This window comes from Pseudomonas sp. LG1E9, from assembly GCF_003290225.1.
GTDB classification, from domain to species: domain Bacteria; phylum Pseudomonadota; class Gammaproteobacteria; order Pseudomonadales; family Pseudomonadaceae; genus Aquipseudomonas; species Aquipseudomonas cyclaminis.
On sequence record NZ_CP029983.1, the window covers coordinates 173,366 to 190,004 of the forward strand.

The 16,639-nt window shown below is 62.0% G+C and carries 15 protein-coding genes; 10 read left to right on the forward strand and 5 right to left on the reverse strand.

Annotated features, from left to right (window positions below; translation table 11 throughout):
• Positions 1-50 precede the first annotated feature (50 nt).
• The 10 genes from DNK50_RS00975 (at position 51) to DNK50_RS01020 (ending at position 9,804) form a co-directional block, all read left to right on the forward strand.
• Positions 51-1,583 (forward strand): lytic polysaccharide monooxygenase, encoded by a 1,533-nt coding sequence (locus DNK50_RS00975; protein ID WP_112192617.1) that lies wholly within the window; start codon positions 51-53, stop codon positions 1,581-1,583.
• 269 nt (positions 1,584-1,852) lie between these two features.
• Positions 1,853-2,284 (forward strand): type II secretion system major pseudopilin GspG, encoded by a 432-nt coding sequence (gspG, locus tag DNK50_RS00980; RefSeq protein WP_112192618.1) that lies wholly within the window; start codon positions 1,853-1,855, stop codon positions 2,282-2,284.
• Positions 2,285-2,290: 6 nt separating this feature from the next.
• On the forward strand, positions 2,291-2,755 hold the full coding sequence (locus DNK50_RS00985; protein WP_099585744.1) for a transglycosylase SLT domain-containing protein: 465 nt from the start codon (positions 2,291-2,293) through the stop codon (positions 2,753-2,755).
• A complete protein-coding gene (locus tag DNK50_RS00990; RefSeq protein WP_112192619.1) occupies positions 2,752-3,936 on the forward strand; it encodes a type II secretion system F family protein in 1,185 nt (394 codons plus the stop codon). Before DNK50_RS00985 ends, DNK50_RS00990 begins: the two co-directional genes overlap by 4 nt.
• Positions 3,937-3,940: 4 nt before the next feature.
• Positions 3,941-5,578, forward strand: a complete 1,638-nt coding sequence (locus DNK50_RS00995; RefSeq protein WP_112192620.1) for a GspE/PulE family protein — start codon at positions 3,941-3,943, stop codon at positions 5,576-5,578.
• Complete coding sequence (locus DNK50_RS01000) at positions 5,559-6,284, forward strand: hypothetical protein (RefSeq protein ID WP_112192621.1); 726 nt, start codon at positions 5,559-5,561, stop codon at positions 6,282-6,284. The genes DNK50_RS00995 and DNK50_RS01000 overlap by 20 nt, the downstream gene beginning before the upstream one ends.
• Positions 6,281-6,835 carry a hypothetical protein gene (locus DNK50_RS01005; protein WP_112192622.1) on the forward strand — a complete coding sequence of 185 codons (555 nt, stop codon included), beginning with the start codon at positions 6,281-6,283 and terminating at the stop codon, positions 6,833-6,835. The genes DNK50_RS01000 and DNK50_RS01005 overlap by 4 nt, the downstream gene beginning before the upstream one ends.
• Positions 6,836-6,841: 6 nt before the next feature.
• Complete coding sequence (locus DNK50_RS01010; protein ID WP_112192623.1) at positions 6,842-7,378, forward strand: hypothetical protein; 537 nt, start codon at positions 6,842-6,844, stop codon at positions 7,376-7,378.
• Positions 7,375-7,866: a hypothetical protein gene (locus DNK50_RS01015; protein WP_112192624.1), complete on the forward strand. Its 492-nt coding sequence runs from the start codon at positions 7,375-7,377 to the stop codon at positions 7,864-7,866. Before DNK50_RS01010 ends, DNK50_RS01015 begins: the two co-directional genes overlap by 4 nt.
• A gap of 18 nt (positions 7,867-7,884) precedes the next feature.
• Positions 7,885-9,804: a secretin N-terminal domain-containing protein gene (locus DNK50_RS01020; RefSeq protein ID WP_112192625.1), complete on the forward strand. Its 1,920-nt coding sequence runs from the start codon at positions 7,885-7,887 to the stop codon at positions 9,802-9,804.
• A 46-nt stretch (positions 9,805-9,850) separates the two neighbouring features.
• Here DNK50_RS01020 and DNK50_RS01025 read toward each other — a convergent pair whose 3' ends face one another.
• The 5 genes from DNK50_RS01025 to DNK50_RS01045 all read right to left on the reverse strand — a co-directional run bounded on the left by DNK50_RS01025 (position 9,851) and on the right by DNK50_RS01045 (position 16,582).
• Positions 9,851-10,621: an electron transfer flavoprotein subunit beta gene (locus DNK50_RS01025; protein ID WP_112192626.1), complete on the reverse strand. Its 771-nt coding sequence runs from the start codon at positions 10,619-10,621 to the stop codon at positions 9,851-9,853.
• A gap of 10 nt (positions 10,622-10,631) precedes the next feature.
• On the reverse strand, positions 10,632-11,852 hold the full coding sequence (locus tag DNK50_RS01030; protein ID WP_112192627.1) for an electron transfer flavoprotein subunit alpha/FixB family protein: 1,221 nt from the start codon (positions 11,850-11,852) through the stop codon (positions 10,632-10,634).
• A complete protein-coding gene (dgcB, locus tag DNK50_RS01035; RefSeq protein ID WP_112192628.1) occupies positions 11,852-13,804 on the reverse strand; it encodes a dimethylglycine demethylation protein DgcB in 1,953 nt (650 codons plus the stop codon). Before dgcB ends, DNK50_RS01030 begins: the two co-directional genes overlap by 1 nt.
• Positions 13,805-13,975: 171 nt before the next feature.
• Positions 13,976-16,036 (reverse strand): dimethylglycine demethylation protein DgcA, encoded by a 2,061-nt coding sequence (gene dgcA, locus DNK50_RS01040; RefSeq protein WP_099585755.1) that lies wholly within the window; start codon positions 16,034-16,036, stop codon positions 13,976-13,978.
• A gap of 15 nt (positions 16,037-16,051) precedes the next feature.
• A complete protein-coding gene (locus DNK50_RS01045; protein ID WP_099585756.1) occupies positions 16,052-16,582 on the reverse strand; it encodes a DUF5943 domain-containing protein in 531 nt (176 codons plus the stop codon).
• Between the last annotated feature and the right edge of the window lie 57 nt (positions 16,583-16,639).

The following is a 16,639-nucleotide window of genomic DNA, read 5'->3' on the forward strand; positions in this document are numbered from 1 at the left end:
CGTTCCAGCAGTTCGGAACTTGTTTATCTGAATTGAAGGTGGACTAGAGCATGAATAAGTATACGAAGAGACTTTTCAAATGGACGGTGGCGACCGTGCTTCTGGCACCCGCCTTGAGCTGGGCACATGGTGCGCTGGACTTCCCGGCATCACGCGCGGTGAACTGCCAGGCGACCGGCGGTTACTGGCAATCTGAGGATGGTTCCTCCATCGTCGACAAAGGCTGCCGAGAATCCGCAAAGATATTTAACGGCTCGGCCGCGAAAGTATTCCCCGCGCAGCAATGGAATGAGATTGCCCATATTCCAGAGATCAATAACCCATCCTTGGATCAGATCAAGGCCATCATCAAAGATGGTCAGATCTGCTCCGCCAATGATCACAGGAAAGCCAGCCTGGATAAGCCAACGCCCTATTGGACAAAGACGGAGGTCATGCCTGGGCAATCACTCACGATGCGACTTATCGGCACTGCACCCCATGTGCCGAGCAAGTTTTATGCATTTACGAGCCGACCCGGCTTCGATACGGCTACGGATATATTGAAATGGAGTGATCTGGTACCGCTGGGCCCGGAAGAGCGGTTTACCGTCGCTAAAGAAAACTGGCAGACCCCGCCAAGAATCGCCGGGGCTTCGGGTTACTTTGAAATAGTTAGAACAATCCCGAGTGATGTGTCGGGAAGTGGGTTGATCGTGGGTATATGGGTACGGAATGACCCCAATGGCGAATTTTTTATCTCGTGCTCGGATGTGAATTACCAAGGAGGCGGCGTGCCTGAAGAACCACACAACATTGGTTCATTCATCACTGCCGATATGCAAACGGCCAAGCGCGGAGACTCCGTGCATTTCAGGATCTTTGGTATCGACGCGGCGAGAACGGAACTGGTCAACATCATCCATAAACTTACAGCTTCTAATGAAGCCCCCAGTCAGTGGGGGAAAGAAATCGCCGATAAAGTCAACCCTTCCATCGCCAGGATTGGCGAGTTGGAGGGCACGACAATCAGGTTCAATCAAGCCAACCCACTGATCAACTCGACCTATGTCACCAACAAAGGTTACACACAGGCGATGTCAATCATGCCAGGTGAGGACCCAGGCCCTGTTAATCCGGCACCGCCTGTAGCACGAATCACGGGCCCGACAACATTGAAATCGGGACAAGCCTTTACGTTCAGTGGGGCAGGATCAACGGGTAGCAATGGACCTTTACTCTATGAGTGGGCAGTGCCAGGGATGACAGGCGCACAGAACGGCTCGACCATCAGCGGCAAGGCAATCAGCGTCACACAGGCAACTCCGTTCAAGGCACGCCTGCTTGTTCGCGACCAGCAAAACGGCAAAATCAACCAGGCGGTGTGGGACTTTACGGTGACGCCACCAAGTGACGGTGGGGAATACCCGGCGTATGTACCCAACAAACAACCCCCCTATCAGGCAGGCGAGATCGTTTCCAACAAGGGCGCAAATTACGCGTGCAAACCCTTCCCTGCCAGCGGCTGGTGCTCGCAGTCACCCCCTCATTACGAGCCTGGCGCAGGAAGCCATTGGAGCGATGCGTGGGATAAAAAAGACTGAACCCTAAGGCGTTTACGGTGAAAGACAAACGCCGGATGAGTACGGCGTTTGTCTGCACATTATTCATTACGGGTTCAACCATTAGAGCCAAACGTTATTGCGGGGCTAGGGCGTCTATATCAGCCAACGCTATAGTTGAGAGAGTCCTTAACCCTAATTCAACTGGAACCACATTAAACAACGCAGTCCTACCGGCGGTGCCCGCGTGACGACGGGCCGGGAGAGTTATACACAACCGCCCTACCTTGGCACTCCCACAGGGTATTTCCATGCGCACACACTCTTTTATCCACAGCCCCCAGCGCGGCTTCACGTTATTGGAGCTGCTGGTCGTTCTGCTGATCATCGCCCTGCTCGCCAGCTATGTCGGACCCAAGATGTTCGATCGCCTGGAACTGGCCAAAGTGCAAACAGCCCAGGGCCAGATGAAGTCCCTTGCCGACGCCCTGAACCAGTACCGCCTGGACAACGGCAACTACCCCGACGAAACACTCGGCCTGAATGCGCTGAGCACGCGCCCTGCCAACGCAAACAATTGGCAGGGACCGTACCTGAAAACGCTGCCGCCAGACCCTTGGGGCAACCCCTACCTGTACAAAAACCCCGGCGCCCCGCCCAACGATGCAGAGATCATTTCCCTGGGTCGCGATGGCAAGGCCGGCGGTGTGAACACTTACGCCGACATCGTGTACGGGCTGTGACCCGCCATGCGCACGCTGCGGATGGCCCTGACCCTGCTTTGTCTGTCGGGCATCGCCCAGGCCAACTGCTGGCAGTTGGCAGCCAGTCGTTACCACGTCGATCCGCTCCTGTTGTACGCCATCGCCAGGGTCGAATCCGGTCTCAACCCGATGGCTCGCAACGTCAACAGCGATGGCAGCCAGGACATCGGCCTGATGCAGATCAACAGCCGTCACTTGCCGGCACTGGCGCGGTTCGGCATCACCGAACAGCACTTGATCACCCAGCCCTGCACCAGTGTCATGGTGGGTGCGTGGATTCTTGCCGGGTTTATCCGCGAGCAAGGTTATGGCTGGCAGGCCGTGGGCGCGTATAACGCCGGGGCCAAGCCGGACCGTGAAGCACGGCGCTCGCGCTATGCCCTGGCCGTGTGGCGCTACTACGGCGAGTTGCTGCAACAACGCCAGCAACTGGCCAGGCAAACCCCATGATCGACATCGACGCCCGCATCATTCGCGACGGCCATTTGCAGACGCTGCGTCTGCAAGCCCTCGATTTGCCCCAGGCACGCCAGCAATTACAGGCCGACGGCGCCCAGGTCATTTCGCTGAAGGCGCGCCGCGCGTTCACTCTGCCGAGTCGACGCGCCAGGTTTGCCCTCGGCCTGTTTATCCAGGAACTGGTGGTGCTGCTGGACGCCGGCCTGGTGCTGGTGGAAGCGGTGGAAACCCTGCGCGACAAGGCGCCAGCGGGCGTCAACCGCCAGGTCATGAGCGATCTGCTGGCCTCCATGTACGAAGGCAACTCGCTGTCCAGGGCGATGCAGCTCAGGCCGCAGACGTTTCCTTCACTGCTGATTGCCACCGTGGCGTCCTCCGAACACAGCGGCCAATTGGCCGTGGCCTTGCGCCGTTACCATCATTTCGAAGCGCATTTGGAAACCGTCAAAAAGCGCGTCAGCGGCGCCCTGATGTACCCCTTGGTGGTGCTCAGCGTGGGCGCGTTGATCCTGCTGTTTTTGCTGTTCTTCGTGATTCCGCGCTTCGCCTCGGTATTCGATGCGGTCAGCGACCTGCCAGCCACCGCACGCTTCATGGTGTGGTGGGGGGCGCTGGTGGATGCGCGAGGCATGGAGTTACTGATCGGCCTGGCGCTGGCCATCGCGGCACTGGTCCTGATGTTTCGCAGCGCCGGGCTCAAGCGTCGCGCAGCGGGCCTGTTCTGGAAGATCCCCAGCCTGGGCGCCCAGCGCACGCTGTTTATCCTCGCGCGGTTTTATCGCACGGCCGGCATGTTGCTGATGGGCGGGATGCCGGTGGTTACGGCGGTGGAGCTGTCCGGTGCGTTGCTGCCCGTGGAGCGCCAGGCGGACCTGCGCCAGGCCCTGAGCGACATCCAGGCCGGCCAGCCACTCTCCACCGCCCTGGCCCGCCATCAACTGACCACCGCTGTCGCCGAACGCCTGTTGCGGGTGGGTGAGCAAAGCGGCGAGCTGGCGGCCATGTGCGAACGGATCGCGCAGTTTCACGACGAGGCACTGGAGCGGGCCATCGAGCTGTTCAGCAAGGTCTTCGAGCCGCTGTTGATGCTGGTCGTGGGCGGGTTGATCGGCTTGATCGTGTTCATGCTGTACATGCCGATTTTCGAACTGGCAGGTTCCATCCAGGGGTAGCGCGATGAGCGAGCAGACACGGCAATGGCAAGCGCTTGCGACGCAACGGGGCATGAGCTTGTCCAACTACCTGTTGGAGGTGCTGGATAAAGCGCCCGACCAATTACCGACGATAGCCCAGCCCCTCGGCCTGCTCGCCATCGCCCCGGAACACCTCAATGAAGACTGGCGTTTCGATCTACTGGCGCTGCCCCAGGCACTGATCCATAACGTATTGCCTGTGGATAACCACGGCCAGCCGTGCCTGGTGCTGGGAGATCCTTTCACCTTGGCCAGCCGACACTGGCTGCAGTCCTCCAAGACCTTACGCCAACTGCCCCTGGCCATGAGCCTGCCCGGCGCGGTCAAGGCCCAGTTGACTGCGGCCGAAGCCAGCCAACGGGTGATGCAGCCCTTTGGCGACGACGCTGAAAGCGCCCTCGTCGGCCAGTCCGCCCAGGAAATATCCCTGAGCAGCATCGCCCGCGACGACAACCCGGTGGTGCGCCTGGTCAACTCCATGCTGTTCGATGCGCTGCAAAGCCGCGCCAGCGACATCCATGTGGAAACCACACCGCAGGGTCTGGTGATCAAGTACCGCATCGACGGCGTGTTGCAGCAGATGGGCCAAGCCGGCGGCATGGACATGGCCGAGCAGGCGCTGTCGCGGATCAAGGTGTTGTCGGAGCTGGACATCGGCGAGCGACGGGTGCCCCAGGACGGACGTTTCAAGATGAAAATCCAGGGCCGCGAGGTGGATTTTCGCGTGTCGATCATGCCCAGCATCCACGGTGAAGATGCGGTGTTGCGGATTCTCGACAAATCCCAGCGCGGCGAGTCGCTGAGCCTGGAAAACCTCGGCCTGGCCACCGACACTATTGCGCGCATCCGCGTATTCGCCAGCGAACCCTACGGCATGCTGCTGGTGACCGGCCCCACCGGCAGTGGCAAATCCACCACGCTGTACGCCGCGTTGTCAGAGACCAATACCGGCGAGAAAAAGATCATCACCATTGAAGACCCGGTGGAGTACGAACTGCCCGGCGTGCTGCAAATCCCGGTCAACGACAAGAAAGGTCTTACCTTCGCCCGTGGGCTGCGCTCGATCCTGCGCCACGATCCGGACACGATTCTGGTCGGGGAAATCCGCGACGGGGAAACGGCAGGCATTGCAGTGCAAGCCGCGTTGACCGGGCATCTGGTGCTGTCGTCGGTGCACGCCAACAGCGCGTTCAGTGTGCTGGAGCGCTTTACCTACATGGACGTGGACCCGGCCAGTTTTGTCGAAGCCCTCAACGGCGTGGTTGCCCAACGCCTGGTTCGGCGCATCTGCCCGGACTGCGGCGTAGACGCTACCCCCGATCCAGACATCGCCCACCTCGCCCAACTGCCCGAGACCCAGCTCAAACAAGGCCACTACCGCATAGGAAAAGGCTGCGAGGCCTGTCGCCACACCGGCTATCGCGGTCGGCTCGCGCTGGCCGAGGTGTTGACCCTGACCGACAGCATCAAGGAGGGCCTGCTCAACCGCAGTTCGGCCGCCACCTTGCGCGAACTGGCCCGTGAAGCCGGCCACGTGTTTATCCGCGATATCGCCCTGGCCCATGCGGCCCAGGGCGAGACCACGCTCAAGGAGGTTCACCGTGTCATTTCCCTTTATTGAGCACGTGGTGGCGCTGCACAGTGCCAGCGCCGAATGGGCGGCTCGCCCACGCTGGCGCGGTGCACGTATCTGGCACGCGCAGCACACCGGCGAGCCATTGGCCGCTTGCGCCGCACTGCTGGAACAGGCACCTCGGGGCCACGTGGGCTTTCTGGACCGGGCTACCGTGCTGCTGGGCTTTCCCCATGTGCACTACCTGATATTGCCGTGGCAAACCGGCCTGTACAGCGCAGGCGATTGGCAGGCATTTGCCGAAGCCACCTTCAGCCAACAGGTCGGCATCGACCCTGAGCATTGGCAGGTGCAAGCCGCCAACGGTAACTTCGGCCAGGCTTGTGTCGCGGTCGCGACCTCACGGGAGCTGCTGCAAGACCTGCGCGACCTGTTCAAGCTGCACCGCTTGCCCCTGGTCACCTGTACGCCGTTGCTGACCGCCGTGGCGCAGCGGTACTGGCGACAATTGCCCGACGACTGCGTACTGGCCGTGCCCGAAGCCGACAGCCTCAGTTGCCTCTACCGACAACAGGGCACAATCGAGCAGCTGTGCGTGATTGCGACCCAACCAGGCAGCACATTGAGCGACAACCTGTTCACCGCCGACCTGCTGGTCGAGCGGCACGCGCTGACCCCGCTGGTCGTCACCAATAACCCTGCGGACAATCGCCTGGGCCCCGTGCACCCCTGGCTGGAGGCATCGACAGCATGAGAACCAGGCTCGTCAGTGCCTGGCAACGGCTGCGCGCCCGCCGTGCACCCGCCGTTGATTTCCAACACGCCACGGCGACGCTTCGGCCACTGGTGACTGCGCTTTGGCTGATGGTTGCGGTAATGATGTTCGGCCTCTGGCGACAGTGGCAACACATGGAGTACCAACAGCAAAAGACCGATGAACTGGAGCAACACTTTATCCAACTCACCCGCCGCCAGGAGCAGTTGATCCAGGCTGCCATTCGCTTGTCGCCCCAGCAGAAAAAACAGCTGGCAGCCTTCGCCCAACAGAAGGCCAGCCCCTTCGCCCTGATGGATGCCGTGGCCCAGGCCTGGTCGAGAGAAATCGCCCTGACCCGTGTCGAGGTCAACACCCAGGCCCAACTGATTCACCTGGATCTGGAAGCCAAGCAGTTGGGTGATGCGTTTCGCTTCGTGGACCGGCTCAAAGCCCGGCCAGGGGTACAGGTACATCTGCAACAAAGCGCGCTCAAACCCGATGATCCGCAGCACCCGGTGCAGGTCAAACTCAGCGTTGGATCAGGATAGCCAGCCATGGACACCCTCACTCGCTACCTGCCACGTCTGCGCTGGCAACTGATGCAGTGCCAACAGCGCCTGGGCTTCTGGGGCTTGCTGGCGTTGGGTGTGATGGTCACGACACTGGTGATCGAAGTGGCGGTGATTTACCCGGCAGGCGCTACCGACCGCATGCGTCGCCAGGAAATACAGGCCGGCATCGACGAGCAGCCACAGGAGGTGCAGGTCACCGAGCCGGTCGTGGTCGAGCGACTGCCCAGCGCAGACGACTTTGCCCCGCGCCTGGAAAAGCTGCTGGGCGTTCTCACTCAACGCGGCTTTATCATCAAACAAACCACGCTCGCCTACTCCGCCCCCGGCGACAGCGAGCTGCAACGCCTGGACGTGGACATTCCGCTTACCGGCCCGTACACCCTGCTGCGCGACGCCCTGACCGACGTCGCCAAAGAGCCGGCCGTACGCATCGAGCACCTGACTCTGGAGCGCAAGGACATCACCAGCGGCATGCTGAATATCACCCTCAAGGTGAGCGTGCTGGGGGTGACGCAATGAAACTGTCGCCGTATTTGCGCGTGCTGTTAGTGCTGACCCTGATCGGCTGCGGCTGGCTGTTCTGGCAGGACAACGCAAACAGCCCCGACACCGCATCAACAGCGGTAATCCGCCCGCCGGTAGCCGCCTTGCCAGCGCCTGTTGTCGAAGCGGGCACGCCCGTGGTCGAAACAGTTGACCTGTTCCCCGCCCAAACCTGGACACCGCCACCGCCCGTTGCCCCCGTCGACACTTCACCGCCCAAGCCGCCACCGCTGCCCTTCACCGTCAGCGCGCAGTGGCGCTATGAGAACCAATCGAAAATCGTCGTGCTTCAGGGCAACGGCCGCCAGTACACGCTGTGCAACCGCTGTTCGATACCCGGGCGCATCGTGCCCGGCAAGATGCTCGACGCGCACTACCGCCTGGACAAACTCACCGACACCGCTGTGGTGCTGACCTACATGCCGCTCAAGCATGCCAGCACTTTGCGGATGGACACTCACTGACCGGAGCAGGACACGATCATGGCGATACGTACGTGGGTTCCCTTGAGCCTGGCCGCGGCCTTGCTCAGCGCCTGCCAGACTCAACGGGCGATCAAGGAGAGCGACGAGTTGCGCCAGAAGGGCGACATCATCCGCTCCGTCGAAGTGCTGCAAGCCGAAGCCAAACAAGCCCCCGACGACGTGCAATTGCGCACCGCCAACTACAGCAAGCTGGAGTTGCTGGTGGCGCAATACAGCCGCGAGGCCAGCACCGCGCTGATGCGCGGCGACGATGCCGCCGCCATCCGCGCCCTGGAAACCATCCTCAAGTACGACCCCAGTAACCTCGGCGCGCGCCAGGAAATCCAGAGCATCCAGGCGATGAAACAGCTGCGCCCGCAACTGGCACAAGCCTACGAACTGAAGCGTTCCAACCCCGTGGAAGCACTCAACCTGGTGCGCCGGATCATCGCGCAAAAGCCCAACTACCGAGAGGCCCTGGACTTTCGCAATGCCCTGACCCGTGAACTGGTGAGTGCCGACTACCTCAGCGCCGACCTCTCCGAGGCCATGCGCAAACCCCTGAGCCTGGAGTTCAGCGCCCAAAGCCTGACCACGATTTTCGAGACCATTGCGCGCCTGTCGGGGGTCAACTTCGTCATCGACAAGGACGTCAATCCCAGTGCCTCAGCGAGCATGACCGCGAGCCGAACCACCGCCGAAGACGCGCTGAACCTGCTGCTGACCACCCAAGGGTTGGACAAGAAAGTCCTCAATGCCAACACCATTCTGGTTTACCCCCGACGCCCGGACAAAGAACGGGAATATCGCGAGTTGGCCGTACGCACCTTCTACCTTAGCCATGGCGACCCCAAGGTCATCGCCGCCGAGATCAAGCAAGTGCTCAAGCCCAAGGAGGTATTGGTGGACGAACGCCTGAACGCGGTGATTGTGCGCGATGGCCTCGACACCCTGAGCGCGGTGGAAAAACTCGTGGAGGCCATTGATATCGCGCAGTCGGAAGTGACCATCGATATTCAGGTGCTGGAGGTCAGCCTGACCGACGAATTGAACCTGGGCATCCAGTACCCGGAAAGCATCGGCCTGTCCGTGGGCAACCTCGCCAACGTGCCTGCGGGGCTCGCGGGCATCCCGATCAGCGCGTTGCGTGGGATCAATGGCGACAATATCCTGCTCGATTCCGGCAGCACCTCGGCGCGCATCAATATGCTGCAGCGCAGCGGCAACACCGTGACCCTCGCCAACCCCAGGGTACGGGTGCGCAACCGCGAAGAAGCCCAGGTGAACATTGGCGACAAGATCCCCGTGGTCACCACCACCACGGCCAACCAGATCACCACCTCGTCGGTGTCTTACCAGGACGTGGGTTTGCAAATCACGGTCAAGCCCAACATCAGCCTGAGCGATGAGGTAAACCTGGAGTTGAACGTGGAAATGAGCCATATCACCAAGCGCATTCCCGGCTCGGAAAACGTACCGGCCACCTTCGAGCTGGGCTCACGCGCCACCAAGACCCTGCTGACCGCGCGCAACAATGAAACCCAGATCGTCTCGGGGCTGATCCGCACGGCGGATGTCGACGAAGGCTCGGGGCTGCCGTGGTTGAGCCAGATCCCGTGGATCGGCAAGAAGCTGTTTGGCACGAACCAGAATACCCAGCAGAAAACCGAGATCATCCTGCTGCTGACGCCGAGGATCGAACGCAACCTCGACCTGCCGATTTCCCAGATCAGCACCTTTCACAGCGGCACCGAGGCGCGCAGCTCTACACAAGGCATGATCCTGCGCGATACCACCGAGAAGATGATCCTCAAACCGATTGGCGGCGATCCCACACCGACGCTGCCACCGCCGATGCAGCAGCCGGATGCCACCTGGCAACCGCTGCCGCCACCGCTGCCGGAGTTGGTGCCCAAACCGGCCCCAGCGCCCCCTTAATCTCAGAACCTTATGCAGATCAAAATGTGGGAGGGGGCTTGGTGGGTTAGCGCACCACGCCTTCTTCTATGAGCAACTTGAGAATCGCCTGGGCACCTTCTTCGGCGCTCACACCTTTGAGCACCTGCCCACCGCCACCACTGGCCTTCGCCGTTGCCGCCTTCATGCGGTCTGCCCCGCTCTTGGCCTTGATCACCTTGAGGCGCTTGGGCCGGGGCTTGGCCGGTTGCAGCGCCGCGTCGGTGAATAACAGGTCTTCTTCAATTTCGACCTCATGGGCCGCCAGTTCACCGCGCTGCGCCGGGCCGTAGGCACTCTGCCGAGGCTTCGGCGCGGCGTTATCCACCGTCGCCAAAAACGGCAGGCGCACTTTCAGGCGCCGCCGCTGACCACGGGGCAAAGCTTGCAGCACATGGGCCACGCCGCCTTCGATGGACTCCACCTGAGCCAACCCGACAATCAGCGGCCAGCCCAGTTGCTCGGCGAGCAGGAACGGCAGCATCCCCGAGCCCTCACCGGTTTCGGCCTGGCTGCCGGTGAGCACCACCTGGGCGCCGGCCTCGCGCAGGTAGTCACTGAGCACCGGCAAGGCGTCGGCGCCAGCCGGTTGTTCGAGCACATGCAGTTGCGGCAAACCCATGCCCAGGTAGCTGCGCAAGGTGGGTTCGGCGATGTTGCCGGCGTGCAGCACCTGCAACTTATCCCCAGCCATTTGCAGGCCGAGTTCAACGGCACGCGCATCCTGTTCGGCACGGCGCGGGCGCCCTGACGTGGGGTGGGCGCCGATGGATACCAGGCTGATTACATTCGTGGTCATAGTCATGTCCCTAAGCCGCATCGCGCTTGGCGCCGTTGCGGTAGGCCTCGACCGCATCGATCAAGGCTTGCAGAATCGCGGCGCTCTCGCCAATCACCGACAGGTCGGCACGCTTGATCATGTCGCAACCCGGGTCGAGGTTGATCGCCACCACCTTGTCGCAGGCACCGATGCCTTGCAGATGCTGGATCGCCCCGGAAATTCCCACGGCCACATACACCCGTGCGGTGACCCAAGTGCCGCTGGCGCCGACCTGGCGATCACGGGCCATGAAGCCGTCGTCCACCGCCACCCGCGACGCGCCTTCGGTGGCGCCCAGGGCAGCAGCGGTCTGGTGGAACAGGTTCCAATCCTTCACGCCGTTGCCGCCGGAGAAAATGAATTCCGCTTCGGCCATGGGAATCGCCGCCGGGTCCACCGCCACCGCGCCGAGGTCTTCGATACGCGGCAGGCTGCGGGCGAGGGTTGTGGATAACTCCACGGGCAAGACTTCATGGCGCGTGTCGCTGACCGGATCGGCACATTCGACGGCGGCGAGGATCAAGCGTGGCAGTGGCCGCGCCAAGTCTTGCTGGCCGGCACCGGCGCGGCCGATGCACTCGTCACCCTTGATCTGCCACACCCGCGTGGCCGGGCGTTCCTTGAGGCTGGCGGCAAAACGCCGACCCAGCTCACCCCCGCCACTGCGGCTGTCGGGCAGCAGCCAATGGCGTGGGTTGAACTGGTTATCCACAGCCCGCAAACCCTGCACGCGTTGCTCGGGTGAATAACCGTCGAACTCATGCCCATCCAGCACCAGCAGGCGGTCGACACCGGCGGTGGCAAACGCGCTTTCCTTGTGCTCGCCAAACACCACCGCCAACACCGCGCCGTCGTTACCGGCAAGTTGTCGCGCCAGGCCGAGCAGGTCACGGTCGTGGCTGCTCAGGCGGCCGCCGACCATGTCCGGCACTACGTTGATGTAGAACGCAGGCTGCGGCACCTGATGCAGCGGCAACTGCACTTCCACCGCCGCCGTACGCTTGGCCGCGCCGCCCTGCTGGGCGCCGCTGCGGTCGATGCGCTTGATGCCGTTGGGGCCGATAAACCCGACGCCATGGACGTTTTTGCGGATAACGCCGTTCGGCCCCATCCAACTCTGTTGCACCGGCTGCATCGCCGCGTGAAGCGGGTGCAGACGGTTACGGGCGATCCATTCAGCCCTTGGGTCGCGGCGGATAATGTCGCTCATCAGTGCATCTCCGCAGACGTTTGTTGGACAGGACGTTTAGGCACTTTCGCCGGCGCAGTGTCTTCAAGCAACGCATCAGCCACCAGCTCGGCAATGTCCTTGATCAATGGCCGCGGCTCGACAACACCTTCAAGCATCGCCGTGCATTGCGGGCAACCAACTGCCACCAACTCGGCACCGGTCTCGCGGATATCGTCCATGCGCATATCCGGGATCCGTTGCTTGCCAGGAATGTCCGTGATCGGCGCCCCGCCGCCACCGCCGCAGCAGCGCGAACGGAAGCCCGAGCGTTGCATCTCCTTGACCTCGATCCCCAGCGCCCGCAGCACTTGGCGCGGCGCCTCGTATTCGCCGTTGTAGCGGCCCAGGTAGCACGGGTCGTGATAGGTCACGCTGCTGCCTTTGTGCTGCCCCAGGTTCAGCGCGCCGTCACCGATCAGCTCGGCCATGAAGGTGCTGTGGTGCTGCACGAGGTAGTTGCCGTTGAAGGCGCCGTATTCGTTTTTCAGCACATGGAAACTGTGGGGGTCGCAGGTGACGATGCGTTTGAAGCTGTACTTGGCCAAGGTCTGGATATTGCGCGTGGCCAGCAGTTGGAACGTCGCTTCATCGCCCAGGCGACGGGCGACGTCGCCGCTGTCGCGCTCTTCCAGGCCGAGCACGGCGAAGTCGACGTTGGCGGCTTTGAGCACTTTGACGAACGCACGCAGGGTGCGTTGGTTGCGCATGTCGAAGGCTCCGTCGCCGACCCAGAACAGCACGTCGGTGGTGCCCTTGTCACTGAGCAACGGCAGGTTCAGATCCGCCGCCCAGTTGAGGCGACCGCCCGGTGCAAAACCGCCAGGGTTGTCGGTGGCGATCAGGTTTTCCAGGACTTCGGCGCCTTTGTTCGGGGTGGCGCCTTTTTCCAGAGTGAGGTGGCGACGCATGTCGACGATGGCGTCCACGTGCTCGATCATCATCGGGCACTCTTCCACGCAAGCGCGGCAGGTGGTGCACGACCACAGGGTCTCGGCGTCCACCAGGCCGTTGACGATCGGTTGATGCGGGTTGCCGCCGTGTTCGCCAATCGCCTTGCCCGGATACGGGCTGCCGGCGAACTTGGCATCGGTGCCACCAGCCAGGCCGACCACCATGTCCTGGATGAGTTTTTTCGGGTTCAGCGGCTGGCCGGCAGCGAACGCCGGGCACGCCGCTTCGCACTTGCCGCACTGCACGCAGGCGTCGAAGCCGAGCAGTTGGTTCCAGGTGAAATCCTTGGGCTTTTCCACACCCAGGGGCGCGGATTTATCACTGAGGTCCAGCGGCTTCAAACCGGTGGAGCGCCCGCCACCAAAGCGTTCGGCGCGGCGGTGCCAGGCCAGGTGCAGGGCACCGGCGAAGGCGTGCTTCATCGGCCCGCCCCAGGTCATGCCGAAGAACATTTCGGACACGCCCCACAGCACACCCACGCTGAGCAACGCCGCGAGCAGCCAGCCACCGAAGTCGGCGGGCAGAATCCCGGCCACCGGCAGCGTCACCAGGAAGAAACTCACCGAGAACGCCATCAGGCTTTTCGGCAGGCGCATCCATGGGCCTTTGGACAGGCGTGCGGGCGGATTGCGCCGACGCAGGTACATAAAGATGGCGCCGACAAACATCAACACCGAAGCCAGCAGCAAGGCATAGCCGAGGATGCGGTTTTGCAGGCCGAAGCCATGCACCAGAATCGCCAGCAGCGCCGACAGGACAAAGCCCAGCGCCGTGGCGACGTGGGTGTTGGCGATGTATTTATCGCGGGCGACCACGTGGTGCAGGTCGACCATATAGCGCTTGGGCATGGCCAACAGACCGCCGAGCAGGTCGACCTTGGAGGCACGGCCACGGCGCCACATGTTCACGCGGCGCAGCGCGCCGAGGACGGCGAGGCCCAGGGCGGCAAACAAGAGAATAGGCAGCAAGGTGTTCAACATGGTGAAGCTCCCACAGACCACACAGGTCTACTGTGAAACCGGCCTAAATGTGGGAGGGGGCTTGCCCCCGATAGCGGTGGGTCAGCTACAGCTGTATCAACTGACACTCCGCCATCGGGGGCAAGCCCCCTCCCACATTTGAAACCAATCCCACATTGGTTCGGTGTCGGGTCAGAAATCCTTGCACAAGCGCAGGGCGTCGTAGATCGCAGCGTGGGTATTGCGCTGCGCCACACAGTCACCGATGCGGAACAGCAAGTACCCCTCGCCCGCTTCGCTCAGGCACGGCTGCGGTTTGATCGCGAACAGCGCTTCAACGTCGATCTGGCCCTTGTTGCGCGAGCCTTCCTTGAGCCCGTAGTAGATGGCTTCGTCCGGACGCACGCCGTTCTCCACCACCACCTGGTCCACCACCCGCTCCTCTTTGGCGCCGGTGTATTCGTTCTCCAATACCGCCACCAGCTTGTCGCCTTCGCGGTAGACCTTTTCCAGCATCATGTCGCCGGTCATGATCACTTCTTTGGGGTACATGCTGCGGTAGTAGGTCGGGAACGACGTACCGCCAATCGCCACGCCTGGCTTGATGTCGTCGGTGACGATTTCCACCTGGCAGCCTTTGTCGGCCAAAAAGTCCGCCACCGACATGCCGGTGAATTCACAGATGGTGTCGTAGACCAGCACGTTCTTGCCCGGCGCGACTTTGCCGTCGAGCACGTCCCAACTGCTCACCACCAGGCCTTCGGCGGCGCCCCAGTGTTCGTTCTGCTCGATAAACGGATGCCCGCCGACCGCCAGCACCACCACGTCCGGACGCAGGTCCAGGATGGTCGCGGCATCGGCCGCCACGCCCAGGCGCAGGTCGACTTTCAAGCGCGCCAGCTCCAGCTGGAACCAACGGGTGATGCCGGCGATCTGGTCGCGTTGCGGCGCCTTGGAAGCGGTGGTGATCTGCCCGCCGATAAACTCTTTTTTCTCCAAAAGGGTCACGTCGTGGCCACGTTCGGCCGCCACGCGCGCGGCTTCCATCCCCGCAGGGCCGGCACCCACCACGACCACTTTGCGTTTCGGCCCGGTGGATTTCTCGATGATGTGCGGTACGCCCATGTATTCACGGGAGGTCGCGGCGTTCTGGATGCACAGCACATCCAGGCCCTGGTACTGGCGATCGATGCAATAGTTGGCGCCGACGCACTGTTTGATCTGGTCGATCTGGCCCATCTTGATCTTGGCGATCAGGTGCGGGTCGGCGATGTGCGCACGGGTCATGCCGACCATGTCCACATAGCCGCCTTCCAGAATGCGCGTGGCCTGGTTCGGGTCCTTGATGTTCTGCGCGTGCAGTACCGGAACCTTGACCACTTCCTTGATGCCGGCCGCCAGGTGCAGGAACGGCTCCGGCGGGTAGCTCATGTTCGGGATCACGTTGGCCAGGGTGTTGTGGGTGTCGCAACCCGAGCCCACCACGCCGATGAAATCGAGCATGCCGGTGTCGTCGTAATACTTGGCGATCTGCTTCATGTCTTCGTGGGACAGGCCGTCCGGATGGAACTCGTCACCGCACAGGCGCATGCCCACGCAGAAGTCATCACCGACTTCGGCGCGCACGGCCTTGAGCACCTCCAGGCCGAACTTCATGCGGCCTTCAAAGGTGCCGCCCCATTCGTCGGTCCGCTTGTTGACCCGCGGGCTCCAGAACTGGTCGATCATGTGCTGGTGCACGGCGGACAGTTCCACACCGTCCAGGCCACCGGCCTTGGCGCGTTTGGCGGCGCTGGCGTAGTTGCCGATCACGCGCCAGATCTCTTCCGGCTCGATGGTCTTGCAGGTTGCGCGGTGCACCGGCTCACGCACACCGGACGGCGACATCAGGGTCGGCCAGTTGAAGCCGTCCCAACGCGAGCGTCGGCCCATGTGGGTAATCTGGATCATGATCTTGGCGCCATGCTTGTGCATGGCATCGGCCAGGTTCTGGAAGTGCGGGATGATGCGGTCGGTGGACAGGTTCACCGAGCTCCACCATTCCTGGGGGCTGTCGATGGCAACCACCGAGGAACCGCCACAGATTGCCAGGCCGATACCGCCCTTGGCTTTCTCTTCGTAATACTTCACATAGCGGTCGGTGGTCATGCCGCCGTCGGTGGCATACACCTCGGCGTGGGCGGTACTGAGCACGCGGTTGCGGATGGTCAGTTTGCCGATCTGGATCGGCTGGAACATTGCTTCGAAAGCCATGGCACGGTCCTCGGCTTACAACGGCTTGACGGTGAACAAGCCAGACTCAAAGCCCTCTTCGGAGCCTCCGTAGACTTGTTCGGCCACGGTACGGATGGTGCTGCCTCGCGCTTGCAGAATCTGGTCCATGGCGCCGGCAAACCAACCGGTGAACATGTAGTCCACTTTGCGCCCGACCTTGCCGTACACGTAGACGAATGCCGAGTGTTCCAGCTTGACGCTGGCGGTGCCTTTGTCGAGGTCGATGTCCTGAATCTTGAACAGGCCCCAGCCGCGTTGCGACAGGCGCTTCATGTAGTGCTCGAACACCGCGACGCCTTCCAGGCCGTGGCACTCGGCTTCTTTTTCACACCAGTGCCAGGCGGATTTGTAGCCGGCCTTGTAGAGGATTTCGGCGTAGGCGTCGGCGCCCAGCACTTCTTCGATGCCCATGTGGTTGTTGACGAAGAAATGGCGCGGCACGTACAGCATCGGCAGGGCGTCGGAAGTCCAGACACCGGTTTCGCTGTCGACTTCGATTGGCAATTGCGGGGCGATTTTGGCCATGGAAACTTAACTCCAGAAAATTCTTAGGTGTGCCCTCGACGCGAACGGTCGAGGGAA